This window comes from Ferrovibrio terrae, from assembly GCF_943372915.1.
Taxonomy (GTDB): domain Bacteria; phylum Pseudomonadota; class Alphaproteobacteria; order Ferrovibrionales; family Ferrovibrionaceae; genus Ferrovibrio; species Ferrovibrio terrae_A.
Genome location: NZ_CALSAN010000002.1, coordinates 106,974 through 130,696, shown reverse-complemented (window position 1 = coordinate 130,696; position 23,723 = coordinate 106,974). Strand labels below are relative to the sequence as shown.

Below are 23,723 nucleotides of genomic sequence, written 5' to 3'. Positions count from 1 at the left end.
GGACTGGCCTAACCTAGGGTCGCCTTGGTAAATCATTCACTTACATAGAAATCAAATGGAAAACCGGTAAGCGCGCATGGAACGGGTTGAATACCACCGGATGGCGATGTTGGAGGCGACCATGTGGTGGTATCGCGCCCTGCATGCCCGCATGGAGGCTCGGCTGCAGCGGCTCGGGCTGCCGGCCGGCGCCAGGCTGCTGGACGCCGGCTGCGGCACCGGCGGCCTGCTGGTCTGTTTGTCTTCCATGCGCACCAGCCTCGCCCTGCATGGCCTGGAATTCGATGCCGAGGCGGCTGCCGTGGCCCGGGAGAAGACCGGCCTTGCCATCCAGGTCGGCTCGGTCAATGCCATGCCCTATGCCGATGGCGCCTTCGATGTGGTGGTGAGTGCCGATGTGCTGTGCCATGCCGGCGTGGACGAGGCGGCCGCCCTGGCCGAGTTCCACCGCTGCCTGCAGCCGGGTGGCCGGCTGCTGCTCAACCTGCCGGCCTACCAGTGGATGGCGTCGGCCCATGATGCCCATGTCCATAATGCCCGCCGCTACACCGCCGGGCAGGCACGGGCGCGGGTGGCGGCGGCCGGGTTTACGGCGGTGACGGGCAGCTATTGGAACAGCCTGCTGTTTCCGCTAATGCTGCTGCACCGGCTGATGGCCCGCACCGCCAGCGATGAAGGCAGCGATGTGCGGCCGTTTCCAGCCTGGCAGGACCGGCTGTTCTTCGCCGTGACGGCGCTGGAACGGCAACTCGACCGCGCCGGATTGCGGCTGCCATTCGGTGGCTCGGTCTGGATCGAGGCAAGAAAACCATGAGGCCGCAGACCATGCCCGGCGAGACCATGACCGACACCACGTTGGCGCCCAAGCCGCTCTTTGCCCTTTCGATTGTCGTGCCGGTCTATAACGGCGCCACCAGCGTGCCTACCCTGGTCGAGGCGCTGGCCCAGCTGGAGGTCCCCGGCGGGCTGGAGATCGTGCTGGTCAACGACTGCAGCCCTGACAATTCGCTGGAGGTCTGCCGCGAGCTGTGCCGCAAGAATGCCGTGGCGCTCACCGTCGTCAATCTGGCCCGCAATTTCGGCGAACATAACGCGGTGATGGCAGGCCTCAGTCATGCTCGTGGCGACTACATCATCAACATGGACGACGACCTGCAGAACCCGCCAGAGGAAGTGGTGCGGCTGTGGCGCTATGCCAAGGAAAACGCCTTCGACGTCGTCTATACCTACTATGCCGACAAGCAGCATGCGGCCTGGCGCAATCTCGGCAGCCGTTTCACCAACTGGTGCGCCGATCACCTGCTCGACAAGCCCAAGGGCCTGTATCTTTCCAGCTTCCGCTGCATGAGCGCTTTCGTCGCCCGCACCATCCTGATCCATACCGGGCCGTTCCCCTATGTGGATGGCCTGATCATGCAGGTGACGCAGAATATCGGCCGGCTGCAGGTGCAGCATCTGGCGCGCGCCGAGGGGCGCAGCAACTACACGATCCGCCGCCTGGTGCGGCTGTTCATGTCGATGTTCCTGAATTTCTCGGTGATGCCGCTGCGCATCGGCACGCTGGTCGGCTTTGTCATGGCCGCACTGGGCCTGCTGGCCTTCCTGGTGATCCTGGTCGAGGCGATCAGTGGCCGCACGCCACAGGGTTATGCCTCGGTGATGGCGGCGATCCTGCTGCTCGCCGGCGTGCAGCTCATCATGCTGGGCCTGGTCGGCGAATATCTCGGCCGGCTGTTCCTCACCGTCAATCGCAAGCCGCAGTTTGTCGTGCGCGATGTCGAGCGCAATGCGCGCGCCATGCCGGTGGAGCCGCAGTCATGACCTGGTTCTATGTCGCGCTGGGTGTCGGCGTGCTGCTCGGTGTCGCCGGGCAGATCCTGCTGAAATCCGGCGCCAGCGGCGAAACCCTGCTGCAGCAATTCCTGGCGCCGCAGTCGATCATCGGTCTCGGCCTCTATTTCGCTGCCGCGCTCTGCTACATGTACGCCCTGCGCAAGATCCCGGTCTCGATCGCCTTCCCCAGCGTATCACTGTCCTATGTGCTGGTCGCGCTGCTCGGCTTCTGGCTCTACGGCGAGGCGCTCACCCCGTCCAAGCTGGCCGGTATCGCCCTGGTCTGCGTCGGCGTCTTCCTGATCACGCGAACGGCGTAATCACGCCGCCCAGGCCGCCTTCACGGCGCCGATCACGGTATCCACATCGGCATCGGGCAGTTGCGGGAACAACGGCAGGCTGAGCACGCTTTTCGCCGCCCGCTCCGTGTTGGGCAGGCCGCCGGGGCCCAGCGCGATCTTGCCTAGATAGGCCGGCTGCAGATGCACCGGCACTGGATAATGGATCAGCGTGCCGACGCCGGCCGTCTTCAGCCTGGCCTGCAGCTCGTCACGGCGCGCACCGGCATCGACGACATAGAGATGATAGACCGGCGCAGCATTGGCGCGGATCTTCGGCAGGCCGAGGCCCGGCAATCCGGCCAGCCCTGCGGTGTAGCGCGCGGCAATGGCGCGCCGGCGCTCGGTATCTGCGGGCAGCGCCGTGAGCTTCACGCGCAGGATGGCGGCCTGCAGCGGGTCCAGGCGGCTGTTCATGCCGGCAAGGGCGCTGATATAGCGCTCGCGCCAGCCGTATTCGCGCAACGCCCGCAGGGTTTCGGCCACACCGGCATCGTCGGTGGTGATGATGCCACCATCACCGATGGCACCCAGATTCTTGGTCGGATACAGGCTGTAGGCCGCCGCCTTGCCCCAGCGGCCGACCATGCGGCCCTGCAGCGTCGCGCCATGGGCCTGGGCGTTGTCTTCCAGCAGGATCAGGCCGTGGCGCTCGGCAATCGCCGAGATCTCGTCCATCGCCGCCGGCTGGCCATAGAGATGCACCGGGATCACCGCCTTGGCCTTGGGCACGCCGGACGGCCAGGCCTTCAGCACGGCCTCCAGGGCAGCCGGTGCCATGGTCCAGTGTTCGTCGGTATCCACCAGCACCGGGGTTGCACCGGCCAGTTCGATGGCCGCCACGGTGGCCACGGCGGTATGCGAGACGGTGATGACCGCGTCGCCGGGCCCGATGCCAAGGCCGCGCAGGGCCAGGATCAGCGCATCGGTGCCGCTGGCGCAGGCCACGGCGTGCACGCTGCCGGTATAGGCGGCAAAATCACGCTCGAAGGCCGCCACTTCCTCGCCCTGGATGTACCAGCCGGTCTCCAGCACGCGGCGGATCGCGGCATCGATGGCCTCGCGCTGGGCGAGGTAGGCGGCTTTGGGATTGGTCTGCGGAATCATCGTCTGTGTCTCACAGGTAATGCGATGCGTTGGCGCGATAGAAGTCGAGGGTCTTTTGCAGGCCGTCGGCCAGCGCAGTACGCGGCTGCCAGCCGGTGGCGGCGCGGAAGGCGGTGTCGTCGGCCACATAGTCGCCGATATCGATCTTCTTGCGCTCGGCGGGGAATTCCTTGCGGTCGAAGCCGCCGCTGCCACCGATCCTGATCAGCAGTTCCGCCAGTTCCAGCAGCGACATCGGCGGGCAGCCGCCGATATTGTAGATTTCGCCGATGGTGCTCTCGGTCTCGGCGGCGATCAGCGCCGCATCCACCATGTCCTCGACATAGGTGAAATCGCGCTTCTGTTCCCCGCCCCAGACCTCGAAGCGGCTGTTCTCGATGACATGGCGGATCCAGATGCCGAGGAAGGTCTGCTTGGCATCGCGGATGCGCATGCGCGGGCCGAACACATTGGTCAGGCGCAGTGCGGTGGTGCGCATGCCATGCACCCGGGCATACAGCATATGATAGGACTCGGCGGCGTATTTATGGATGCCGTTGATATCGGGCGGTGCGATCGGATGCTTCTCGTCGACCGGCAGGTATTTCGGCGGGCCGTAGAACTGCCGGGTCGAACTGAAGATCAGGCGCACCTGCGGGTTGACCCGCCGCACCAGTTCAAGGAAACGCAGGTTGGCTTCCTGGTTCAGCCGCAGGTCTTCCAGCGGCTGCTTCATCGAATCCATATGCGAGGTCTGGCCGGCGAAGTTGAAGATCACCTGGGCCTTGCCAATTGCCTCGAAGATCGCCGCCTCGGCACCGATATCGGCCTCGATCAGCTCAGGCAGCTGCAGGCCCGAGAGGTTGAACGGGTTGGCGCCATACTGCGCCAGCATGCGGTCGATCACCGTGACAGCGGCGCCGGAGTCGACCAGGCGACGGACCAGGTTGGACCCGATGAAACCCATACCGCCGGTGACGATCACCGACTTGCCGCGCCACGACATCACATCTCCAACATTGCTTTGGCCTGTCCGGCCATTCCCGCAGGCAATTATGCCCGAAATAGGGCGGTTTTGTCAGGGTCGGGCTTGCCGTTACGAAGAGGGCGCGGCAAAGTACCGCCATGGACAAGACGCTGACATTCTCGTGGCCCGCCCTTGCCGGCCTGCTGCTTCTGCTCGGCGGCTGCGGCGTTGTGGGCAGCGAGCCTTACATGCTGGGGCGTGCACAGCCGGGCGATGCCTCCAAATTCGAGCTGGGCCTGCTGCCGACAGTCAATGATGCGCAGACTGGCCGGCCGTATTTCTCGCTCTGCTACAACCGGCTGAGCCACAAGCCGGAGCAGATCCGCGCCCTGGTGCAGAAGCACTGTGCCGATCCGCAGCCGTTTTATAACCAGACCGACCTGTATTCTTGTTCACTGTCGGCGCCGGTACGGCTGACCTACAGCTGTGCGGCGCTCAGCCGCACGGCAGAGGAAGCGCGTCCGAACCTGAACGCTTCAGGCTCCTATCTCGGGACGATTCAGCTCTACTAGATCACATCTACCAGGCCAGCGTCGGCAGGCCGCTTTACAGTATGATCCGCATGCCGCTTTCGGGATCGAACAAATGCGCGCGGGCGATGTCGACGACCAGGCCCGGCTTGGAGTTATCGTGGAAGCCGGCATGGCTGGGCACGCGTGCGACCAGGTCTTCGCCGCCGAGCTTGCCATGCAGAAGGGTGTCGGCGCCCAGCTCTTCGGCCACATCGACGCTGAGGACCAGCTGCACCGTCTCGCCGGGGCGGGCAATACGCATGGTTTCCGGCCGGATGCCCAGTGTATAGGTGCCAGCCGGCGGGTTCCATTCGGCGGGCAGCATCAGGGCGGTGCCGTCGGCCAGCACGGCCTTGGGGCCGCCATTGCCGGTCTCGACGCGGCATTTCAGGAAATTCATTGCCGGCGAGCCGATGAAGCCGCCGACATAGGTGGTGGCGGGCTTGCCATAGACATCGAAGGGTGAACCGACCTGGTCGGCGCGCCCCTGGTTCATCACCACGAGGCGGTCGGCCAGCGTCATCGCCTCGACCTGGTCGTGGGTGACGTAGATCGAGGTAACGCCGAGCTGCTGATGCAGGCGCTTGATCTCCAGCCGCATCTGCACACGCAGCTTGGCATCCAGGTTGCTGAGCGGCTCGTCAAACAGGAAGACGCTGGGTTCGCGCACGATGGCACGGCCCATGGCCACGCGCTGGCGCTGACCGCCCGATAGTTCGCGCGGCTTGCGCTGCAGATAGGGCTGCAGCTGCAGGATTTCGGCGGCGCGCTGCACGCGTTTCTCGATATCCGCCTTGTCCATGCCGCGGATGCGCAGGCCGTAGGACATATTCTGGTACACGCTCATATGCGGATAGAGCGCATAATTCTGGAACACCATGGCGATATCGCGGTCAGCCGGTTCGATGTCATTGACCACACGGTCGCCGATCACGATCTCGCCCTCGCTGATCGCTTCCAGGCCGGCGATCATGCGCAGCAGGGTGGACTTGCCGCAGCCGGATGGGCCGACGATGACGATGAACTCGCCATCCTTGATCTCCATGTCGACGCCATGGATGGCCTTCACCGGGCCGTAATTCTTTTTTACGCTTTTCAGCGTCACCTTCGCCATGAGGGCGCTCACTTTTCCGTTTCAACAAGACCTTTGACGAACCAGCGCTGCATCAGCACAACGACGGCCACCGGCGGCAGCAGGGCCAACACGGCCATGCCCATGATCACCGGCCATTCATAGAAGGCGTCGGGCGCGCGGATCAGGCGGCCGATGGCCAGCACGATGGTCTGGTATTTGTAGTCAGACGCGATCAGCAGGGGCCACAGATACTGGTTCCAGCCATAGATGAACTGGATCACGAACATGGCGGCGATGCTGGTGCGGGTCAGCGGCACCAGGATGTCCCAGAAGAAACGCATGGGGCCGGCGCCATCAATGCGGGCAGCCTCCACCAGCTCGTCCGGTACCGTCATGAAGAACTGGCGGAACAGGAAGGTGGCGGTGGCCGATGCGATCAGTGGCAGCACCAGTCCGGTATAGGTATCCAGCAGCCCCAGATCGGCGACGATCTTGTAGGTCGGGATGATACGCACCTCGACCGGCAGCATCAGGGTGATGAAGATCATCCAGAAGAAGAAATTCTTCAGCGGGAAGCGGAAATAGACAATCGCAAACGCCGACAGCAGCGAGATGATGATTTTGCCCACGGCGATCGCGATCGCCATGATCAGGCTGTTCATCATCAGCACGATGGCCGGTGTCGCGCCACTGACACCCACCAGCTGCGGACCATCGAACAGCGCGCGCGCGGTGTTGGTCAGCAGCTCGGCGCCGGGCAGCAGCGGCATCGGTGTCTGCGACACATCCTGGATCGTGTGCGATGCGGCGATGATGGCCAGGTAGATCGGGAAGGCGACGATGATGATCATCGCCACCAGCATCAGGTGACCAAAGGCATTGGCAACGGGACGGCGCTCGATCATCAGTAGTGAACCTTGCGCTCGATGTAACGGAACTGGATCACGGTCAGGCCGATCACGATGGCCATCAGGATCACCGACTGCGCGGCCGAACCGCCAAGATCCTGCGCCTCGAAGCCGTCATACCACACCTTGTAGACCAGGATTTCGGTGCTCTTGGCCGGCCCGCCGCGAGTCAACGAATGGATCACGCCGAAGGTCTCGAAGAAGGCATAGACCACGTTGACGACAACGAGGAAGAACAAGGTGGGTGACAGCAGCGGGAAAACGATAGTCCAGAAGCGGCGGATCGGGCCGGCGCCATCGATGGCGGCTGCCTCGATCAGCGATTTCGGGATCGACTGCAGGCCGGCGAGGAAGAACAGGAAGTTGTAGGAAATCTGCTTCCAGGTCGCGGCGACGACGACGACGAACATCGCCTGGTTGCCGTTGAGGTGGAAGTTCCAGTCGACGCCGGCCTGCAGCAGCAGCCAGGCGAAGATGCCCGGTCCGGGCAGGAAGACGAAGCCCCAGAGCGCACCGGCCACAGCGGGCGCTACGGCATAGGGCCAGATCAGCAGGGTCTTGTAGGCGGTGGTGCCGCGCACCAGGCGGTCGGCCGTGACGGCCAGCAGCAGCGACAGCGACAGGCCGATCGTGGTGACCAGCGTGCTGAACAGTGCCGTGATCTTGAAGGAGTTGAGATAATACTCGTCCTCGAACAGGATGATGAAATTCTCCATCCCGACGAAATAGCTGCTGGTGCCGAAAGCGTCCTCGCGCAGCACCGACTGCACGACCGCCTGACTGGCCGGCCAGAAGAAAAAGACAATGGTAATCGCGATCTGCGGTGCAATCAGCAGATAGGGCAGATAGCGATTATGAAAGACGACTCGTTTTTCCATGGGGCGCCAAAGAAAAGCCCGCGCCCTGCAAAGTCAAGGCGCGGGCTTCCGTTAAGAGGACCGAATCAGCTCATTACGAGCGCTTGGCGTCGCGCTCGAACTGGCGGAGCAGGCGGTTGCCACGCTCCACGGCAGTATCGAGGGCTTCCTTGGGCGACTTCTTGCCCGACCAGACCGCTTCCAGCTCCTCGTCCATCACGTCGCGGATCTGCACGAAGTTGCCCAGGCGCAGGCCCTTGGAGTTGTTGGTCGGGGGCTTCAGCATCATCTGCTGTACCGAGGTGTCGGTGCCCGGATTGGCCGCATAGAAGCCCTGCTGCTTGGTGGCTTCATACGACATCGGGGTGATCGGCAGGTAGCCGGTATTCTTGTGCCACCAGGTCTGGTTCTCGGTCGAGGACAGGTAGTCGAAGAACTGGGCAACACCCTTGTATTCTTCGGCCTTGTGCTTGCCGAGCACCCACAGCGAGGCGCCGCCGATGATCGAGTTCTGCGGCGCGCCCTGCACGTCGCTGTAGTAGGGCAGCATCGAAATGCCCCATTTGAACTTGGCGCCACGCGCGAAGGTCGCGTAGCCGGCCGAGCTTTCCATATGGATGGCGCATTCGCCCGAAACGAACTTGGCATTCGCTTCGTTCTTGCGGCCGCCATACACCATCAGGCCGTCCTTCATCCAGGCCTGCAGCTGGGTGATGTGGCGGACATGCAGCGGGCTGTTGAACTTCAGCTCGGTGTCGAAGCCATCGAAGCCGTTCGACTTGGTGGCAAACGGCACGTTATGCAGGGCGGAGAAATTCTCCAGCTGCACCCAGGTCTGCCAGTTGGTCTGGAACGGGCAGGTGCTGCCCGAAGCCTTCAGCTTCTTCAGCATCGGCTCGAATTCCTGCCAGGTCTTCGGCGGCTGGTTCGGGTCAAGGCCAGCCTTCTGGAAGGCGTCCTTGTTGTAATACATCACTGGAGTCGAGGAGTTGAACGGATAGGACAGCATCTTGCCGTCCGAGGTGCTGTAATAGCCGGTCACCGAGCTGATGTAGGAGCCGGGGTCGAACTTGTAGCCGTTCTGGGCCATCAGCTCATACACCGGCTTGATCGCGGCGCGCGAGGCCATCATCGTACCGGTGCCGACTTCGAAGACCTGCACGATATGCGGGCCCTTGCCGGCACGGAAGGCGGCCATGGCGGCGGTCAGGGTTTCGGGATAGCTGCCCTTGTTGACGGCAACGACCTTGTACTTGTCCTGGCCCTTGTTGAACCCGTCGGCCACTTCATTGACGCGCTCGTTCAGGGCGCCAGTCATCGCATGCCACCACTGCAGCTCGATGCGATTGTCCTTGGCCTGCGCCAAGGCGCCGCCGGCGCTGAAGGCCATGGCAGTGCCAGCCAGCAGCGCGAACGCGGCGCGCGCGAGTTTCCCTGTCGATTTCATTGTTCAGTCTCCAGTGCTAAAGAAAATCCGCCCTGAGTCGGGTGGCCGACTTTTTTTATGGTTCCTACGATGACGTTCGCACGTAAGATTTATTACGGTTATATGACAAGGGGCGGGTGTTGACCAAGCCTTATTCTGCCGCTGTGGAAATCGGCCCCGATAGCCTGACCGTCGGGGCGGTCAGTTTCCCGTTTCTCGTCAAGCGCGACTCCAGGGCCCGCCGTATGCTGCTGCGAGTAATGCCCAGAGATGGGGCAGTCGTCCTTGTGCTGCCGACTCGGGCAAGTCTGAAATCCGGGCAGCAATTTGTCACCGAACAGGTGGATTGGATTCTGGCCCGGCAGGAAGAAAGGCCGGAATCCCAGCCCTGGCATGATGGAGCGGTGCTGCCGCTTTATGGTGCGCCGCACACAATCCGGCATCGTCCGGCGGCGCGCGGCGGCGTCTGGATCGAGCGCAATGAAATTCATGTGACCGGCCAGGTCGAGCATCTGCCGCGCCGTCTGCGCGACTGGCTGAAGCGCCGCGCCCGCGAGGAATTCGGCCAGACCGCGCGCGAGATGGCGGCCGGCATCGGCGTGCAGGTCCGCCGCGTCACCGTGCGCGACACCCAGAGCCGCTGGGGCAGCTGCTCCGCCCATGGCAACCTGTCTTTCTCCTGGCGGTTACTGCTGGCGCCGCCTGCCATCGGCCGCTATCTCGTCGCCCATGAGGTGGCGCATCTGAAGCATATGGATCACAGCACCGCGTTCTGGAGCTTGTGCGCCCGGCTGCTCGGCAGCGACAGCGAGCTGCGCGCGGCCCGCATCTGGCTGCGCCGGCACGGCGCTGCCCTGCATCTGCACGGCTGAGCCGGCTGCATGCGGCCGCTGTCACGCGATTCATCTGCCCTGGTCTTCCTGCTCGGCTGTGCCACCGCGCTCGGGCCGCTCAGCACCGACATGTATCTGCCCTCGCTGCCGGTGCTGATCACGCTGTTCGGTACTGACGCGGCGGCGGTGCAACTGACGCTCAGCGTCTTCCTCGCCGGCTTCGCGGTGATGCAGCTGGTCTACGGCCCGGTCTCGGACCGCTATGGCCGCCGGCCGGTGCTGCTGGCTGGCGTGGTGATCTACACCCTGGCCTCGATTGGCTGTGCCTTCGCCACCAGTATCGAATGGCTCATCCTCTGGCGCTTCGGCCAGGCACTGGGTGCCTGTGCCGGCGTGGTGCTGGGCCGTGCCATCGCCCGCGACCTCTATGAAGGTCCGGCCGCGGCCCATGCGCTCTCCACCATGGCCATGGTGCTCGGCCTGACGCCTGCAGTGGCGCCCATACTGGGTGGCTATCTGCACAGCTGGTTCGGCTGGCAGGCGAATTTCTATGCCATGGCCACGGCGGGCGCCCTGTTCGGCCTCTGCGTGCTGGTCTTCCTGCCGGAGAGCAACCAGCGCCGCAATCCGCTGGCCACCCGGATCGGCCCGATGCTGCACAACTTCGCCCTGCTGGCACGCCATGCGGGCTTCCGCGGTTACGTCGCCTGCGTTGCCTTTTCATACGGCGGCATGTTCGCTTTCATCTCCGGTTCGTCGTTTACGCTGCGCACGGTTTTCGGCATCGACGAGACGACATTTGGCTACTGCTTCCTGCTGATCGTGGTCGGCTATATCGCCGGCGGTTTTATCGGCGTGCGGCTGACACGACGGCTGGGCGTCGACCGCATGCTGTTCCTGGGCGCCGGTCTCTGCGCGCTGGGTGGCACAAGCATGGTGCTGCTGCAGCTTTGGATCTGGGGGACAGGCGGCGGGCACTGGTTCAGCCTGATCGGACCGATGATGCTCTTCACCATGGGGGTCGGTCTCACCATGCCGCAGGGTCAGGCCGGCGCCTTGCAGCCGTTTCCGCAGATGGCGGGTGCGGCCGCGTCGCTGATGGGCTTCATTCAGATGACGCTCGGTGCCATCGGCGGCATCGTCGTCGGCCATGCGCTGAACGACACCGCGCTGCCGCTCAGCATTGCGATTGCCGCCATGGGGCTGGCCACAGTGCTGAGCTATCTGCTGATCGTGCGGCGCCAGCAGTCGACCGGCGGTTAAGGCACCATCTTGCTGAGCAGCCAGGTGGCGATCCGCCCGGTCAGCTGCGGATCGATCTCGCCCTCGAAACCCGGATCCTTGTCGCCCTGCAGCGGCTTCAGGTTATGGCTGGTGCGCGGCAGCACGATCATCGCGTGGTCGTCATTGCCGCGCTGCTGCAGCGCGCGATCCAGCGCCAGTGCATCGCGCTCTGACGAAATTTGGATATCGGCATCGCCCTGGATCAGCAGCACCGGCCCGGCATATTTCGCCGCCAGCATGGCGGGTTCCAGCTTGAACCATGATTGCAGGAAGGGACCAAGAAACGCGGCGTAATAGAGCGGGGCGAGGCCGGGTGGCACATTGTCGGGTATCCTCCCCGTCTCGCGGATCGCCTTGATAATACGCTCATTCTCGCTCAGGAAATACTTGCGCTGCGCTTGGCTGGCCTTCTGCTCAGTCAGCTTGAATGCGATCTGATCCTGCAGCACCTGGCCCAGGGGGCGCCCGGGGGTAGCGGCAAGGATCAGGAAAGCCGGTTGTTCTGCCGCGATCAGGCGGCTGGTGAGATCGAGCGCGATCAGGCCGCCCTCGGAATGGCCGAGGAAGCCGGTCTTGGCCATATCCACAATGGGTTGCGCGCGCAGGAAGGCATAGGCGGCATAAGCATCGTCGACAAAGCGGCCCCAGTCGAAATAGCTGGCATAGTCCGCAGGATCGGCGGGGATGCTGGCCGCGTTGGCGGGCAGACCGCGCTTGTCATAGCGCAACGTGGCAATGCCCTTCAGCGCCAGGCCCTCGGCGATCTGGCGCAGCAGGTCGGTGCGCAGCACGGGCGGCTGGTTGCCGTCGCGGTTGGTCGGGCCGCTGCCCTGCAGCAGCACCAGCGCGGGCACCTTCTCGGTGGTGCCGGCCGGCAGGGTCAGCGTGCCGGCCAGGATGCTGCCGTCATTGGAGGTGAAACTGATCTGCTGGTTGGTCACGCCGTCAACCGCCTGCGCATCGGCGATACCGATCCCGAACAGGCAGAGCAGGAGCGCCAGCCGTCGCAGCATTATGGGCGCACCGCTTGCGGGCCGACCTGCCAGATCATCTGCGGTTCGGCGGTTTGCTGTGTGTTTGGCGCCAGTTGGTTGGGTGGCGGCGCGGCGGGTTCGATCACGCTGCGCGGCGGTGGCGGTATGGCCGCCGGCTGGCGCGCCTGCACCGGGCTGCTGCCGAAGCTGCCAACGATGCGGTCCCACAGCGAGGGCAGGCTGAAGCTGCGGCTGGGCGGCTGCGGCAGCTCGCTGACCGGCCGGCCCTTCAGCGCATCGGCCATGAAGCTTTTCCAGATCTGCGCCGGAAGGCCCGGGCCAGTGACTTTCTTGGTCGGTGAATTGTCGTCGTTGCCGACCCAGACGGCAGAGATCAGATCCGGCGTGTAGCCGATGAACCAGGCATCGCGGTAATCAGACGTGGTGCCGGTCTTGCCCGCCACCGGGCGGCCGATCTGCGCCGCACGACCGGTGCCGCGTTCGACCACGCCGCGCAGCAGATCGTTGAGATCGCCCAGCACTTCGCCGTTGATCATATGCGCGTAAGCCCCCCCGGTATCGCGACGGAACAGCACCGTATTCTGATTATCGCGGATCTCGATCACGCCGTATGGCTGTACCGCATAACCGCCATTGGCGAAAGCGGCATATGCGGCGGTCAGCTCTAGCACGCCGACCTCGAAGGCGCCCAGCGCCAGCGAGGGATGCGGCTTCAGGTCGCTGGTTATCCCCAGGCGGCGGGCCGTCTCGATCACCTTGTCGCGGCCCACTTTTTCATCCACCTGCACGGCGATGGTATTGATCGAGCGGGCCACCGCGTCGCGCAGGGTCATGGTGCCGTGATACTGGCCGTCGTAATTGCGCGGCTTCCAGCCGGCGATGTCGATCGGTCCGTCAACGAACTGGTCATCGGGACGGATGCCCTGCTCCAGCGCGGTCATGAACACCAGCGGCTTGAAGGCCGAGCCCGGCTGGCGGCGCGCCTGGGTGGCGCGGTTGAACGAACTGTCGAGATAGTCGCGGCCGCCGACCATGGCGCGCACCGCGCCATCGGGCGACAGCGTCACCAGGGCGGCCTGCTCGACATCCTGCTTCTCGGCCTCACGATCCATCAGGGTGCCGATCGAGCGCTCGGCGCTGCCCTGCAGGCGGCTGTCCAGCGTGGTCCACACCGTGAGGTCGGGATGGTCGCGGCCGACCTGCTGATACACCTCGTCGATCACCCAGTCGGCGAAATAGCGCGCATTGGGCAGCGGCAGGCGCGAGCGCGCCAGCTGGGTGGGCTTGGCAATGGCCGCCTCGGCCGCGTCCGCAGTGATGTAGCCGGCCTCGGCCATGTTGCGCAGCACCTGGGCGGCGCGGGTCTGCGCCGATTTGATATTGCCGGTCGGCGCCAGCCGCGACGGTGCTTTCAGCAGGCCGACCAGCATGGCCGATTCACCCAGCGTCAGTTTCGTCGCCGGCTTGTCGAAATAGCGCTGCGCCGCGGCTTCCACGCCATAGGCCCCGGCGCCGAAATAGACGCGGTTGAGATACATCTCCAGGATCTGGTCCTTGCTGAATTTCTGCTCCAGCCGGAAGGCCAGCATCAGCTCCTGGACTTTGCGTTTCAGCGTGCGGTTCGGGCTGAGGAAGACATTCTTCGCCAGCTGCTGCGTCAGGGTCGAACCGCCCTGCACGGTGCGGCCGGCGCGCAGGTTGGCAAAGGTGGCGCGCGCCAGGCCGAGCGGGTCAATGCCGAAATGCGAATAGAAGCGGCGATCCTCGGTGGCCATCAGCGCCTGCGGCAGATGCGCCGGCAGCAGCTTCAGTGCCTGATGCTCGCCATAGAGATCGCCATAGGTGGCAAGCACCATGCCGTCGGCGGCCTTCAGCGTCACCGAGCTTTTGCGCTCGACGATATAGAGGTCGTCGAAATCGGGCAGGTCATAGGCGTAATAGGCGAACAGCCCGCCGATCACCACCAGACCCCAGATGCCGACCACCAGGCCCAGCCGGGCCAGCCGGCTGAACCAGCCGCCGCTGCCATTGCCGGCCAGGGCCTGTCTGAGCCGCGCCAGAGGCGAGGCGCGCCCACGGCGGCCTGTGGAGGTCTTTTTCGGGGACGGGCTGCGACGCGGCGAACGGGCCATGGACGGGGAAAACTCGGTTGTCTGAACACAGGAAACGCCGGGGATGCCGGCCGGTTCGGGGTTTGGCAGCGGAATGTGACCGGTTTAGGGCATGGCGGGTTGACGGGCGGTGAATGATGCATGTTATAAGATAACATCAAGGATCAACCGATATGCCCGCCCACCGCCACGCCGACCGCCACCGGCCTGCCTTCGACTTGCCGATCTCCGTGCTCACCGCCGGGGTGGGCCTGCGCATGGCCGCCCTGCTGCCGCTGATCGCCGTGCTCTGGGCCGCAATCGCCTGGGCTTTAGGGACCGAATGATGATTCCCGCCGGTGAAATCCGCCTCACCGATGTGACGGTGGCCTATGACCGTCATCCGGCGGTGCATCATGTCAGCGGCCGTTTCGCGCCCGGCTCGCTCACCGCCATCCTCGGCCCTAACGGTGCCGGCAAGTCGACGCTGCTCAAGGCCATCGTCGGCCAGTTGCCGGTCGCGGCCGGCAGCATCGAACGCGGCCCGCTGAAAGCCCGCGACATCGCCTTCCTTCCGCAGCAGTCGAGCCTCGACCGCGGCTTCCCGATTTCCGTGCTGGAACTGGTGCTGCTCGGTCACTGGCAGCGCGCCGGCGCTTTCGGCCGCATCGGTAGGCAGGGCATCGAGGCGGCCCGCGCGGCGCTCAGCGCCGTCGGTCTCGAAGGATTCGAGCAGCGTCCGCTCGGCACGCTGTCCATCGGCCAGGCCCAGCGCGCACTGTTTGCCCGCGTGCTGGTGCAGGATTCCCGTGTCATCCTGCTGGACGAACCGTTCAATGCCCTGGATGCGCGCACTATCGCCGATCTGCTGGCGCTGCTGCAGCGCTGGCATGCGGAACAGCGCACGGTGATTGCCGTGCTGCATGATTTCGATCTGGTGCGGCAGTCCTTCCCCGAGGCGGTCTATCTCGCGCGCCGCCTGATCGCCTGGGGCCGTGTCGAGGATGTGCTGACGCCGGAAAACCAGCTGGCCGCGCGGCAGATGGCGGAGTCCTGGGACGAAGACGCGCCGCTTTGCGCGGTCGATGATCATCACGATCACCATCACGCGGCCTGATCCATGACCGCAGCCTATGATTTCCTGTTCGGTCCGTTTGCCGAGTTTGCCTTCATGCGGCGGGCGCTGGTCGCCTGTTTTGCCATGGCCCTGGGCAGCGCGCCGATCGGCGTGGTGCTGATGCTGCGGCGCATGAGCCTGTTCGGCGAGGCGATGAGCCACGCCATCCTGCCCGGCGCGGCCATCGGCTTCCTGGTGGCCGGCTTCTCGCTGCCGGCGATCAGCGTTGGCGGCGTCATCGCCGGCCTGATCGTAGCGCTGCTGGCGGGTGCGGCAACCCGCGCCACAGACCAGCGCGAGGATGCCAGCTTCGCCGCCTTTTACCTGATCGCGCTGGCGCTTGGCGTCACGCTGATCTCCACGCGCGGATCTGCCGTCGATGTCATGCAGATCCTGTTCGGCTCGGTGCTGGCGGTGGACGAGGCGGCCCTGCTGCTGCTTGGCGCGGTGGCGAGCCTGACGCTGCTGGTCTTTGCCGTGATCTACCGCCCGCTGCTGGCCGATGGCTTCGATCCGGAATTCCTGCGCAGCGTGCAGCCCGGGGGCGGCACACTGTATCATTTCATCTTCCTGGGGCTGGTTGTGGTCAACCTGGTCGCGGCCTTCCAGGCGCTGGGCAGCCTGATGGCGGTGGGCCTGATGATGCTGCCGGCCCTGGCGGCGCGCTACTGGTGCCGGTCTTTCGTCGCCGGCATGCTGGTGGCGGCACTGATCGCCGCGCTCTCAGGCTATTGCGGCCTGCTGCTGTCCTTCCATGCCGACCTGCCGTCCGGCCCCGCCATCGTGCTGTTCGCCGGTGCGGCCTATATCCTGTCGCTCGGCTTCGGCCGCCATGGCCTGCTGCTGCTCTGGCATCGTCGTCGCCATCTGGAGGCCTGAGATGCGCCACATCTTCGCGATCCTAGCGGTCATGCTCCTGATCTCCGCTCCGGTCCGGGCGCAACCAAAGCTGCAGGTGATCGCCAGCTTCTCGATCCTGGCCGATGTGGTGGCGCAGGTCGGCGGCGACCGGGTCGAGGTCGCGACGCTGGTGCCGGCCATGGGCGATGCGCATGTCTTCCAGCCGACGCCCAGCGATGCGCGCCGGGTCGCCACCGCGGCGCTGCTGGTGTCGCATGGCCTGAATTTCGAACCCTGGCTCGATCGCCTGGTGGCGGCATCGGGCTTCAAGGGGCCGCGCATCGTCGCCAGCACGGGCATCAAACCGCGCCGCATGGGCGGCCATGCCGGCCATGACCATGGCCATGATCACGGCCCCGCCACCAAAGCCGGTACCGTCGATGATCCGCATCTGTGGCACGATCTGCCGCGCATGCAGACCTATGTCGCCACCATCGCGGCCGGTCTTGCCGCCGCCGATCCCTCTCATGCCGACGCCTATCGCCAGCGCGGCGCGGCCTATGCAGCCGAGTTGAAGGCGCTGGATGCCTGGGCGGTGGCGCAGTTTGCCTCGTTGCCGGTGGCCCATCGCAAGGCGATCACCCAGCATGATGCCTTTGGCTATCTGGCCGAGCGGTTCCAGATCGCATTCCTGGCACCGCAGGGCGTCAACACAGATGCCGAAGCCTCGGCCGACGCCGTGGCGCGACTGATCCGGCAGATCAAGCGCGAACGGGTGCAGGCGCTGTTCTTCGAGAATATTGCCAATCCGCGGCTGATCGAGCAGATCGCGCGCGAGGCGAAGGTGAAGGTGGGTGGCCGGCTCTATTCCGATGCGCTGTCGCCGCCCGGTGGCGAGGCCGACAGCTTCGTGGCGATGTATCGCCTGAACATCACGCGGCTCATCGAGGCGATGAAGCGCGACAGTTAGCGGCTGGCTGAAAAGAAACGGCCCGGCGGTCTTGCGACAGCCGGGCCGGTGTCTGGGAAACCTGAGGCTCTCTTACAGAGCGTCGTCGTCGGTCTCGCCGGTCCGGATGCGCAGTGCTTTCTCCAGGTCGACCACGAAGATCTTGCCGTCACCGATCTGGCCGGTCTTGGCGGCGTTCTGGATCGCCTCGATCACCCGATCGGCGAGGGCGGACTTCACCGCCACCTCGATCTTGACCTTCGGCAGGAAGCTAACGGCGTATTCGGCACCACGGTAAATTTCGGTATGGCCCTTCTGCCGGCCGAACCCCTTCACCTCAGTGACGGTCAGGCCCTCGACGCCGAGGCTGGTAAGCGCCTCGCGAACCTCATCGAGTTTGAATGGCTTGATGACTGCCATGACCAGTTTCATGTGTCTCACTCCTCAGCGTTGTTGGCCGCAGTCAGGATCGTTGCCCGCACGGCGCGTCGTCGCCACTCCCACCCTTCAAGAACCGTGCCGGTTGTCTGGCCCGAGTCTCTCGCCACTTTAGCCGGGGGGAGCACCGACAGGGAAGGCCGCGTCGCGGGTTTCTGCCCGAAACGCGGCGCCCTGCCGAAAGATTAGGCAGTGAATCTCCTTAACTGGCGAGCAGCCGATTGGCCGCCGAGGTGACCGCTTTGAGGGAGGCTGCGACGATATTCCGGTCACGGCCTACCCCGAACAGGGTGGTGCCATCGGCCCGCTTGATCTCGACATAGGCCACCGCTTCCGAGGAGGCGCCGCCATTGGCCGCAGTCGGCGCGATGGCATGCTCGCGATAGTCGATCAGGTTGATCGACACCCCGGCATGGCGGTTCAGCGCGTCGATATAGGCATCGATCGGCCCGGTGCCATGGCCTTCCAGCTCGATGGCCTTGCCGCCGTCCTGCACGCTGGCGGTCAGGCTGCGCCGCTCGCTCTGATGCGGGTCGGGCAGGGTGCGGTGGCTGGCAAAGCCGAAGCGGCCCTTGGGCTGGACCAGATACTCGTCCTGGAAGGTGTCCCAGATCAGCTGCGGCGAGATTTCCTTGCCGGTGCCATCGGCGATGCGCTGGATCACCTGGCTGAACTCGATCTGCAGCCGGCGCGGCAGTTCGAGGCCGTAATCGGTTTCCAGCACGTAGGAGATGCCGCCCTTGCCGGACTGGCTGTTGATGCGGATCACCGGTTCGTAGGCGCGGCCCACATCGGCCGGATCGATCGGCAGGTAGGGCACTTCCCAGATCTTGTCGTTGCGCTGGGCCTGCGCTGCCATGCCCTTCTTGATCGCATCCTGATGCGAACCCGAGAAGGCGGTGAAGGCCAGCTCGCCCACATAGGGATGGCGCGGATGCACCGGCAGCTGGTTGCAGTATTCCGCTGTACGGGCCGCGGCCGTGATGTCGGTGAAATCCAGTTCGGGATCCACACCCTGGCTGAACAGGTTCATCGCCAGCGTCACCACGTCCACATTACCGGTGCGCTCGCCATTGCCGAACAGTGTGCCTTCCACGCGGTCGGCGCCGGCCATCACGCCCAGCTCGGCTGCCGCAACCCCGGTGCCGCGGTCGTTATGTGGGTGCAGGGAGAGAATGATGCAGTCGCGATTCTTCACCTTGCGCAGGAAATACTCGATCTGGTCGGCATAGATGTTGGGCGTGCTCATCTCCACCGTGGCCGGCAGGTTGAAGATGATCTTCTTCTGCGGCGTCGGCTTGATCACGTCCATCACCGCTTCGCAGATCTCGATCGAGTAATCGATCTCGGTGCCGGTGAAGCTTTCCGGCGAATACTGGAACACCCAGTCGGTCTCGGGTGCCTTGTCCGCCAGTTCCTTCACCAGCCGGGCGCCGTCAGTGGCGATCTTGGTGATGCCGGCCTGGTCGAGGCCGAACACCACGCGCCGCTGCAGCGTGGAGGTGGAGTTGTAGAAATGCACGATGGCCCGCTTGGCCCCTTTCAGGGCTTCGAACGTGCGGGTGATCAGTTCCGGCCGGCACTGGGTCAGCACCTGGATGGTCACATCATCGGGGATCAGCTTGTCCTCGATGATCTGGCGCGTGAAGCTGAAATCGGTGTCCGAGGCTGACGGGAAACCAACCTCGATCTCCTTGAAGCCGAGCTTCACCAGGGTGTCGAACATGCGCATCTTGCGCTCGGGCCCCATAGGCTCGATCAGCGCCTGGTTGCCGTCGCGCAGGTCGACGCTGCACCAGGTCGGCGCCTTGGTGATGGTTTTGCTGGGCCAGGTCCGATCCGGCAAGTTGATCGGCGGGAAGGGGCGGTATTTGTGGAAATTCATCTTGTTCATGACTTCGCTCCTGAAGCGAAAATACGGATGGTTCGGTTCGACTTGGGCCTGATACGGCCGCTGACAGAGGCCCGCTGTTCAGCAGCCGTCAGTAAGTCGTAGGTGCGTCAGGAGGCTGGGAATCAGAACCGGCACCGCAGAAACCGCAGTGCGTGAAGATGAGGCAGTGGTGTGAGGCGAGATCAACATGGACAAAACGACCGTTATAGGACTGCGCGCGCGTCTTCGGACGACCCGACCCTGCTTACAGGATCGGGCAGATAAGAAGGAGGCTGCTCAGTCGGGCGGTTTTGTTCATATCCCCAACAAATTGCCAGTCATGCGGCGCCGCGTCAAGTCAGCCGTTGCCGGGGGGCTGGCGCACCGCTAATGTCCCCGCGTTTCAGGGACTTGGATCCCCGAACCCACGGTCTTGGGAAGAGGCGCATGAACAAAGTTTACCCCAATGCGAAGGCGGCGCTCGAAGGCATCGTCCGCGACAATATCATGGTGATGTGCGGCGGTTTTGGCCTCTGCGGCCTGCCGGAACGGCTGATCGACGCGCTGATGGACAGCGGCGTGAAGGGCCTGACCTGCGTGTCCAACAATGCCGGCGTCGATGGCGCCGGCCTGGGCAAGCTGCTGGAGACCCGCCAAGTCAAGAAGATGATCTCGTCCTATGTCGGCGAGAACAAGATCTTCGCCAAGCAGTATCTGGCCGGCGAACTGGAGCTCGAATTCAACCCGCAGGGCACCATGGCCGAGCGCATCCGCGCCGGCGGCGCCGGCATCCCGGCCTTCTTCACCAAGACCGGCGTCGGCACCCTGATCGCCGAAGGCAAGGAAGAGCGCGTCTTCAACGGCGAGCGCTACATCATGGAGACCGGCCTGGTCGCCGACATCTCGCTGGTGAAGGCCTGGAAGGGCGACACGGCGGGCAACCTGGTCTACCGCAAGACCGCGCGCAACTTTAATCCCGCGATGGCGACTGCCGGCAAGATCACGGTGGCGGAAGTGGAGGAACTGGTCGAACCCGGCCAGCTCGATCCCGACCAGATCCATACGCCTGGCATCTACGTGCAGCGCATCATCCTGGGCGCGCCGTATACCAAGGTGATCGAAAACCGCACCGTGCGTAAGCGCGCCTGAGCCCAGAGGAGATACGCATCATGGCTTGGACCCGCGATGAAATGGCCGCCCGTGCAGCGAAAGAGCTGAAGGACGGTTTCTACGTCAACCTCGGCATCGGCATCCCGACGCTGGTATCGAACTTCATTCCCGATGGCGTCGATGTGGTGCTGCAGTCGGAAAACGGCATGCTCGGCATGGGCCCGTTCCCCTATGAGGGCGAGGAAGATGCCGACCTGATCAATGCCGGCAAGCAGACCATCACCGAACTGCCGCATTCCAGCTTCTTCGGTTCCGATCAGTCCTTCGCGATGATCCGCGGCGGCCATATCGATCTGTCCATCCTGGGCGCCATGCAGGTGGCCGAGAATGGCGATCTGGCCAACTGGATGATCCCGGGCAAGATGGTCAAGGGCATGGGCGGCGCCATGGATCTGGTCGCCGGTGTCAAGCGCGTCGTCGTCGTCATGGAACACAATTCCAAGGACGGCGAGAAGAAGCTGCTCAAGCGCTGCGACCTGCCGCTCACCGGTGCCGGCGTGGTCGACATGGTAGTGACCGATCTCGCGGTCTTCACCATCGACCGCAAGGGTGGCGGCATGGTGCTGATCGAGCGCGCGCCCGGCGTGACGCTGGAAGAACTCAGGGAAAAGACCGGCGCGGATTACACCGTGGCCGCTTCCGCCAAGTAAACGCGGTCAAATTCCCGCGACCGAAGGCCCCGGCAGGCGACTGCCGGGGCTTTTTTGTTGCCTGCCGCCATCCTACCTAGGAGACTGCAACGACCGTCCGGACCGGAGAACCCCCATGCGTGCCTTCCTGTTCCGCCATCGCAAACTGCTCGCCGCCGGCCTTGTGCTGAAGCTCGCGCTCACCGGCATTGTGGGGGCAGCACTCGCCCATCACGGCTGGGGTTCGTATGACTCCACCACGGTGCTGACACTGGACGGCACGGTGGAGAAGATCACGCCCGACAATCCCCATGCCGAATTCCTGCTCAAGACCGCCGACAAGACCTGGCAGGTCACGCTGTCGCCGCCCTATCGCATGGCCAATCGCGGCAAGCCGGTCGCCGATATCAAGGTCGGCGACCGCGTCGTCGCGGTGGGCTATCCCAGCCGGGTGACGCCGAACGAGATGCGGGCCGAACGCATCACCCATAACGGCGTCACCGTCGAGCTGCGCTGAATCTTGGAGCACGCCGCCTCCGCACATCCCTGGCTGGTCGGGCTGGAACAGTCCGGCCTTGGCGCCGCCATGCGGCAGTCGATGGTGCTCTATCCCGCTGTCGAGGTGGTGCATATCCTGGGATTCGTGCTGCTGGTCGGCAGCATTATCGGCTTCGACCTGCGCCTGCTCGGCCTCACGCGCCTGCTGCCGGTCGCGCCCTTTGCCCATCATGCCGTGCCGCTGGCCATGCTGGGCTTTTTCATCGCCGCGCCGAGCGGCTTTCTGCTGTTCACCACCGAGGCGACCAGCATCGCGGTCAACCCGGCGTTTCAGGTCAAGCTGGCCTGTGTTGCCATCGGCCTGCTCAACGCGGCCGTCTTCCACCTCGGGCCATGGCGCAGCATGACGCGCCATGGAGATGATATGGCGGGTGGTGCTGTTCCCGCCATCGCCCGCGTCAGCGCTGCGGTCTCGCTGCTGGCCTGGTGCGGCGCCATCATCGGCGGACGCCTGATCGCCTATCTCTAGGCCAGCGCCGCGATTTGGCCGCAATTCGCGGCCCAGTCCCGGTTGAGACAAAAAAACGATCATTGCAGCGGACCGGAACCGCAGGAACCGGTGCGCGTTTGTTGTCTGCCACCCAGATCGGGAACCCCGGCATGGACACGGCGGACGCGACAGGCCTGCATCAGGTCAATCTAGCGGACGTGCGCGCTCCAGCCTGGTCATAAGGAGAAAATCATGATCGCGCGTCGCAAATTCTTCATGCTTGCCGCGGCCACCATCGCCGCCACCTCTGTCGTTGCCTGCGCGTCGCAGACCTATTCGGTCGGCGGCACGGTTTCGTATCGCGAGCGCCTGATCCTGCCGGCCGACTCCCAGGTCGTCGTGCGGCTGGAAGACATCAGCCGCGGCCAGTCCTATCCCAGTGTTGTCTCGGAGCAGCGTATCGTTCCGAACAGCATGGCCGTGACCTCGTTCCAGCTGCCCTATGACCGCAGTGCGATCAATCCGAACGCCACCTATGTGGTGAATGCTTGGATCGAGCAGGGCGGTCGCGTCATGTTCCGCAACAGCAAGGTCTATCCGGTGCTGACCAAGACGGCGCCGATGGGCCATGTCAACATCGAGCTGGAGCAGGTCGCCGCGGTCTTCGTGCCGCAGCCGGTCGCCACCGTTCAGCCGGCGCCGGGTACTGTGGTGCAGCAGACCACCACCACGACCACGACGCCGACCGGCGCCGTGATCGTGCAGCAGGCGCCGGCCACCCCGGGCACCTACTATGTGCAGCCGGCTCCGGCCGCGCCGCCGCCAGGCACCATCATCCTGCAGCCGGTGCGCTAAGCGCTAAGCGCTGACCGCCTGCCAGTTGAAGGTCTGGGCCCGTCTCCCGTGTCAGGGAGGCGGGCCCTGATCTTTTGTATCTGGCTCGACGCCGGGTGTTGACCTGTCCCGTTTCATGTAATAATTGATATTACATGAAACGGGACAGCAAATTGTCAGGTGTGCTTCACGTGCTGCTGCATATGGCGCAGCGGGATGCGCCGGCCACATCCGAAATGCTTGCCAGGGCGATGCAGACCAACCCGGTCGTGATCCGACAGACCATGGCGGGGCTGCGCGAACGCGGCTATGTGCGCTCGGAAAAAGGCCATGGCGGCGGTTGGACGCTGGCCTGCGACCTCTCGACGCTCACCTTGCGGGATGTCTACGAGGCGCTCGGCGAGCCGTCGCTGCTGGCGATGGGCAACCGAACCGAAGCGCCGGGCTGCCTGGTTGAGCAGGCCGTCAACGCTGCGCTCGGCCGCGCCTTCGACGAGGCCGAAGCGATGCTGCTGTCGCGCTTCGCCTCGGTGACGCTCGCACAACTCCGCGATGACTTTCAAAATCGGCTGGCCGGTCGCAGGCGATCTTACGATCTGGAGGCGGTTCATGCCGGATGAC

At 64.4% G+C, this 23,723-nt stretch carries 26 protein-coding genes; 16 read left to right on the top strand and 10 right to left on the bottom strand.

What is annotated here, in order from left to right; all coding sequences use genetic code 11:
• Positions 1-76: 76 nt before the first annotated feature.
• Genes AAG821_RS02120 through AAG821_RS02110 form a run of 3 tightly spaced genes read left to right on the top strand, consistent with a single transcriptional unit; the run spans position 77 to position 2,153 of the window.
• The gene (locus AAG821_RS02120) at positions 77-814 is read left to right on the top strand and encodes a class I SAM-dependent methyltransferase (RefSeq protein ID WP_341913646.1); all 738 of its coding nucleotides are present in this window, start codon (positions 77-79) and stop codon (positions 812-814) included.
• Positions 811-1,821: a glycosyltransferase family 2 protein gene (locus AAG821_RS02115; protein WP_341913645.1), complete on the top strand. Its 1,011-nt coding sequence runs from the start codon at positions 811-813 to the stop codon at positions 1,819-1,821. The genes AAG821_RS02120 and AAG821_RS02115 overlap by 4 nt, the downstream gene beginning before the upstream one ends.
• Positions 1,818-2,153 carry an EamA family transporter gene (locus AAG821_RS02110; protein ID WP_341913643.1) on the top strand — a complete coding sequence of 112 codons (336 nt, stop codon included), beginning with the start codon at positions 1,818-1,820 and terminating at the stop codon, positions 2,151-2,153. Before AAG821_RS02115 ends, AAG821_RS02110 begins: the two co-directional genes overlap by 4 nt.
• On the opposite strand, the gene AAG821_RS02105 is transcribed toward AAG821_RS02110, so the two are convergent.
• Complete coding sequence (locus AAG821_RS02105; RefSeq protein ID WP_341913641.1) at positions 2,154-3,278, bottom strand: DegT/DnrJ/EryC1/StrS family aminotransferase; 1,125 nt, start codon at positions 3,276-3,278, stop codon at positions 2,154-2,156. It abuts the gene before it with no gap.
• A gap of 10 nt (positions 3,279-3,288) precedes the next feature.
• The gene (locus tag AAG821_RS02100) at positions 3,289-4,263 is read right to left on the bottom strand and encodes an NAD-dependent epimerase/dehydratase family protein (protein WP_341913639.1); all 975 of its coding nucleotides are present in this window, start codon (positions 4,261-4,263) and stop codon (positions 3,289-3,291) included.
• Between the two features lie 119 nt (positions 4,264-4,382).
• Here AAG821_RS02100 and AAG821_RS02095 point away from each other — a divergent pair, with 119 nt between their 5' ends.
• Positions 4,383-4,796: a hypothetical protein gene (locus AAG821_RS02095; RefSeq protein WP_341913637.1), complete on the top strand. Its 414-nt coding sequence runs from the start codon at positions 4,383-4,385 to the stop codon at positions 4,794-4,796.
• Between the two features lie 34 nt (positions 4,797-4,830).
• Here the strand turns inward: AAG821_RS02095 and AAG821_RS02090 are convergent, their stop codons facing one another.
• From AAG821_RS02090 to ugpB, 4 genes are all read right to left on the bottom strand, one after another.
• On the bottom strand, positions 4,831-5,910 hold the full coding sequence (locus AAG821_RS02090) for a sn-glycerol-3-phosphate import ATP-binding protein UgpC (RefSeq protein WP_341913707.1): 1,080 nt from the start codon (positions 5,908-5,910) through the stop codon (positions 4,831-4,833).
• Between the two features lie 8 nt (positions 5,911-5,918).
• Positions 5,919-6,776 carry a sn-glycerol-3-phosphate ABC transporter permease UgpE gene (gene ugpE, locus AAG821_RS02085; RefSeq protein ID WP_341913635.1) on the bottom strand — a complete coding sequence of 286 codons (858 nt, stop codon included), beginning with the start codon at positions 6,774-6,776 and terminating at the stop codon, positions 5,919-5,921.
• A complete protein-coding gene (ugpA, locus tag AAG821_RS02080; RefSeq protein WP_341896754.1) occupies positions 6,776-7,657 on the bottom strand; it encodes a sn-glycerol-3-phosphate ABC transporter permease UgpA in 882 nt (293 codons plus the stop codon). The genes ugpE and ugpA overlap by 1 nt, the downstream gene beginning before the upstream one ends.
• 73 nt (positions 7,658-7,730) lie before the next feature.
• Positions 7,731-9,083 (bottom strand): sn-glycerol-3-phosphate ABC transporter substrate-binding protein UgpB, encoded by a 1,353-nt coding sequence (gene ugpB, locus AAG821_RS02075; RefSeq protein ID WP_341913633.1) that lies wholly within the window; start codon positions 9,081-9,083, stop codon positions 7,731-7,733.
• Positions 9,084-9,307: 224 nt separating this feature from the next.
• Between ugpB and AAG821_RS02070 the strand changes: the two genes are divergently transcribed.
• The gene (locus AAG821_RS02070) at positions 9,308-9,934 is read left to right on the top strand and encodes a SprT family zinc-dependent metalloprotease (protein ID WP_341913706.1); all 627 of its coding nucleotides are present in this window, start codon (positions 9,308-9,310) and stop codon (positions 9,932-9,934) included.
• A 9-nt stretch (positions 9,935-9,943) separates the two neighbouring features.
• Entirely contained in the window at positions 9,944-11,158 is a 1,215-nt protein-coding gene (locus tag AAG821_RS02065) for a multidrug effflux MFS transporter (protein WP_341913631.1), read from the top strand.
• Here AAG821_RS02065 and AAG821_RS02060 read toward each other — a convergent pair.
• Both AAG821_RS02060 and AAG821_RS02055 read right to left on the bottom strand, forming a co-directional pair.
• The gene (locus tag AAG821_RS02060; RefSeq protein WP_341913629.1) at positions 11,155-12,192 is read right to left on the bottom strand and encodes an alpha/beta fold hydrolase; all 1,038 of its coding nucleotides are present in this window, start codon (positions 12,190-12,192) and stop codon (positions 11,155-11,157) included. The two genes, AAG821_RS02065 and AAG821_RS02060, sit on opposite strands and share 4 nt — an antisense overlap.
• On the bottom strand, positions 12,192-14,306 hold the full coding sequence (locus AAG821_RS02055; RefSeq protein ID WP_341913628.1) for a PBP1A family penicillin-binding protein: 2,115 nt from the start codon (positions 14,304-14,306) through the stop codon (positions 12,192-12,194). The genes AAG821_RS02060 and AAG821_RS02055 overlap by 1 nt, the downstream gene beginning before the upstream one ends.
• 152 nt (positions 14,307-14,458) lie before the next feature.
• Between AAG821_RS02055 and AAG821_RS02050 the strand changes: the two genes are divergently transcribed.
• From AAG821_RS02050 to AAG821_RS02035, 4 genes are read left to right on the top strand one after another with little or no spacing between them, the layout of a single operon-like run.
• A complete protein-coding gene (locus AAG821_RS02050; protein WP_341913626.1) occupies positions 14,459-14,611 on the top strand; it encodes a hypothetical protein in 153 nt (50 codons plus the stop codon).
• Positions 14,608-15,381 (top strand): ABC transporter ATP-binding protein, encoded by a 774-nt coding sequence (locus tag AAG821_RS02045; protein WP_341913625.1) that lies wholly within the window; start codon positions 14,608-14,610, stop codon positions 15,379-15,381. The genes AAG821_RS02050 and AAG821_RS02045 overlap by 4 nt, the downstream gene beginning before the upstream one ends.
• 3 nt (positions 15,382-15,384) lie before the next feature.
• Positions 15,385-16,260 carry a metal ABC transporter permease gene (locus tag AAG821_RS02040; protein WP_341913623.1) on the top strand — a complete coding sequence of 292 codons (876 nt, stop codon included), beginning with the start codon at positions 15,385-15,387 and terminating at the stop codon, positions 16,258-16,260.
• Position 16,261: 1 nt separating this feature from the next.
• On the top strand, positions 16,262-17,191 hold the full coding sequence (locus AAG821_RS02035; RefSeq protein ID WP_341913621.1) for a zinc ABC transporter substrate-binding protein: 930 nt from the start codon (positions 16,262-16,264) through the stop codon (positions 17,189-17,191).
• A 72-nt stretch (positions 17,192-17,263) separates the two neighbouring features.
• Here AAG821_RS02035 and AAG821_RS02030 read toward each other — a convergent pair whose 3' ends face one another.
• The gene (locus AAG821_RS02030; RefSeq protein WP_290811128.1) at positions 17,264-17,602 is read right to left on the bottom strand and encodes a P-II family nitrogen regulator; all 339 of its coding nucleotides are present in this window, start codon (positions 17,600-17,602) and stop codon (positions 17,264-17,266) included.
• Between the two features lie 208 nt (positions 17,603-17,810).
• On the bottom strand, positions 17,811-19,502 hold the full coding sequence (gene leuA / locus AAG821_RS02025; protein WP_341913619.1) for a 2-isopropylmalate synthase: 1,692 nt from the start codon (positions 19,500-19,502) through the stop codon (positions 17,811-17,813).
• Between the two features lie 426 nt (positions 19,503-19,928).
• Between leuA and AAG821_RS02020 the strand changes: the two genes are divergently transcribed.
• The 6 genes from AAG821_RS02020 (at position 19,929) to AAG821_RS01995 (ending at position 23,722) form a co-directional block, all read left to right on the top strand.
• On the top strand, positions 19,929-20,630 hold the full coding sequence (locus AAG821_RS02020; protein ID WP_341913617.1) for a CoA transferase subunit A: 702 nt from the start codon (positions 19,929-19,931) through the stop codon (positions 20,628-20,630).
• Positions 20,631-20,650: 20 nt separating this feature from the next.
• Positions 20,651-21,301, top strand: coding sequence for a 3-oxoacid CoA-transferase subunit B (locus AAG821_RS02015; RefSeq protein WP_341913615.1), 651 nt, complete (start codon positions 20,651-20,653; stop codon positions 21,299-21,301).
• A gap of 115 nt (positions 21,302-21,416) precedes the next feature.
• Positions 21,417-21,797, top strand: coding sequence for a DUF6152 family protein (locus AAG821_RS02010; RefSeq protein WP_341913613.1), 381 nt, complete (start codon positions 21,417-21,419; stop codon positions 21,795-21,797).
• A 3-nt stretch (positions 21,798-21,800) separates the two neighbouring features.
• Positions 21,801-22,307, top strand: a complete 507-nt coding sequence (locus AAG821_RS02005) for a hypothetical protein (protein WP_341913611.1) — start codon at positions 21,801-21,803, stop codon at positions 22,305-22,307.
• A gap of 213 nt (positions 22,308-22,520) precedes the next feature.
• On the top strand, positions 22,521-23,123 hold the full coding sequence (locus AAG821_RS02000; protein ID WP_341913609.1) for a YbaY family lipoprotein: 603 nt from the start codon (positions 22,521-22,523) through the stop codon (positions 23,121-23,123).
• A 134-nt stretch (positions 23,124-23,257) separates the two neighbouring features.
• Positions 23,258-23,722 carry an Rrf2 family transcriptional regulator gene (locus AAG821_RS01995; RefSeq protein ID WP_341913607.1) on the top strand — a complete coding sequence of 155 codons (465 nt, stop codon included), beginning with the start codon at positions 23,258-23,260 and terminating at the stop codon, positions 23,720-23,722.
• The last annotated feature ends 1 nt before the right edge of the window (position 23,723 follow it).

What these genes read in the sequence shown, in the direction of transcription:
- AAG821_RS02010 (WP_341913613.1), top strand. Translation starts at nt 21,417, where the DNA reads ATGCGTGCCTTCCTGTTCCGCCATCGCAAACTGCTCGCCGCCGGCCTT.
- AAG821_RS02060 (WP_341913629.1), bottom strand. Translation starts at nt 12,192, where the DNA reads ATGCTGCGACGGCTGGCGCTCCTGCTCTGCCTGTTCGGGATCGGTATC.
- AAG821_RS02045 (WP_341913625.1), top strand. Translation starts at nt 14,608, where the DNA reads ATGATGATTCCCGCCGGTGAAATCCGCCTCACCGATGTGACGGTGGCC.
- AAG821_RS02050 (WP_341913626.1), top strand. Translation starts at nt 14,459, where the DNA reads ATGCCCGCCCACCGCCACGCCGACCGCCACCGGCCTGCCTTCGACTTG.
- AAG821_RS02055 (WP_341913628.1), bottom strand. Translation starts at nt 14,306, where the DNA reads ATGGCCCGTTCGCCGCGTCGCAGCCCGTCCCCGAAAAAGACCTCCACA.
- ugpA (WP_341896754.1), bottom strand. Translation starts at nt 7,657, where the DNA reads ATGGAAAAACGAGTCGTCTTTCATAATCGCTATCTGCCCTATCTGCTG.
- AAG821_RS02105 (WP_341913641.1), bottom strand. Translation starts at nt 3,278, where the DNA reads ATGATTCCGCAGACCAATCCCAAAGCCGCCTACCTCGCCCAGCGCGAG.
- AAG821_RS02070 (WP_341913706.1), top strand. Translation starts at nt 9,308, where the DNA reads ATGCTGCTGCGAGTAATGCCCAGAGATGGGGCAGTCGTCCTTGTGCTG.
- AAG821_RS02030 (WP_290811128.1), bottom strand. Translation starts at nt 17,602, where the DNA reads ATGAAACTGGTCATGGCAGTCATCAAGCCATTCAAACTCGATGAGGTT.
- AAG821_RS02100 (WP_341913639.1), bottom strand. Translation starts at nt 4,263, where the DNA reads ATGTCGTGGCGCGGCAAGTCGGTGATCGTCACCGGCGGTATGGGTTTC.
- AAG821_RS02120 (WP_341913646.1), top strand. Translation starts at nt 77, where the DNA reads ATGGAACGGGTTGAATACCACCGGATGGCGATGTTGGAGGCGACCATG.
- AAG821_RS02035 (WP_341913621.1), top strand. Translation starts at nt 16,262, where the DNA reads ATGCGCCACATCTTCGCGATCCTAGCGGTCATGCTCCTGATCTCCGCT.
- AAG821_RS02000 (WP_341913609.1), top strand. Translation starts at nt 22,521, where the DNA reads ATGATCGCGCGTCGCAAATTCTTCATGCTTGCCGCGGCCACCATCGCC.
- ugpB (WP_341913633.1), bottom strand. Translation starts at nt 9,083, where the DNA reads ATGAAATCGACAGGGAAACTCGCGCGCGCCGCGTTCGCGCTGCTGGCT.
- AAG821_RS02115 (WP_341913645.1), top strand. Translation starts at nt 811, where the DNA reads ATGAGGCCGCAGACCATGCCCGGCGAGACCATGACCGACACCACGTTG.
- leuA (WP_341913619.1), bottom strand. Translation starts at nt 19,502, where the DNA reads ATGAACAAGATGAATTTCCACAAATACCGCCCCTTCCCGCCGATCAAC.
- AAG821_RS02020 (WP_341913617.1), top strand. Translation starts at nt 19,929, where the DNA reads ATGAACAAAGTTTACCCCAATGCGAAGGCGGCGCTCGAAGGCATCGTC.
- AAG821_RS02090 (WP_341913707.1), bottom strand. Translation starts at nt 5,910, where the DNA reads ATGGCGAAGGTGACGCTGAAAAGCGTAAAAAAGAATTACGGCCCGGTG.
- AAG821_RS01995 (WP_341913607.1), top strand. Translation starts at nt 23,258, where the DNA reads ATGAAACGGGACAGCAAATTGTCAGGTGTGCTTCACGTGCTGCTGCAT.
- AAG821_RS02015 (WP_341913615.1), top strand. Translation starts at nt 20,651, where the DNA reads ATGGCTTGGACCCGCGATGAAATGGCCGCCCGTGCAGCGAAAGAGCTG.
- AAG821_RS02040 (WP_341913623.1), top strand. Translation starts at nt 15,385, where the DNA reads ATGACCGCAGCCTATGATTTCCTGTTCGGTCCGTTTGCCGAGTTTGCC.
- AAG821_RS02065 (WP_341913631.1), top strand. Translation starts at nt 9,944, where the DNA reads ATGCGGCCGCTGTCACGCGATTCATCTGCCCTGGTCTTCCTGCTCGGC.
- AAG821_RS02110 (WP_341913643.1), top strand. Translation starts at nt 1,818, where the DNA reads ATGACCTGGTTCTATGTCGCGCTGGGTGTCGGCGTGCTGCTCGGTGTC.
- ugpE (WP_341913635.1), bottom strand. Translation starts at nt 6,776, where the DNA reads ATGATCGAGCGCCGTCCCGTTGCCAATGCCTTTGGTCACCTGATGCTG.
- AAG821_RS02095 (WP_341913637.1), top strand. Translation starts at nt 4,383, where the DNA reads ATGGACAAGACGCTGACATTCTCGTGGCCCGCCCTTGCCGGCCTGCTG.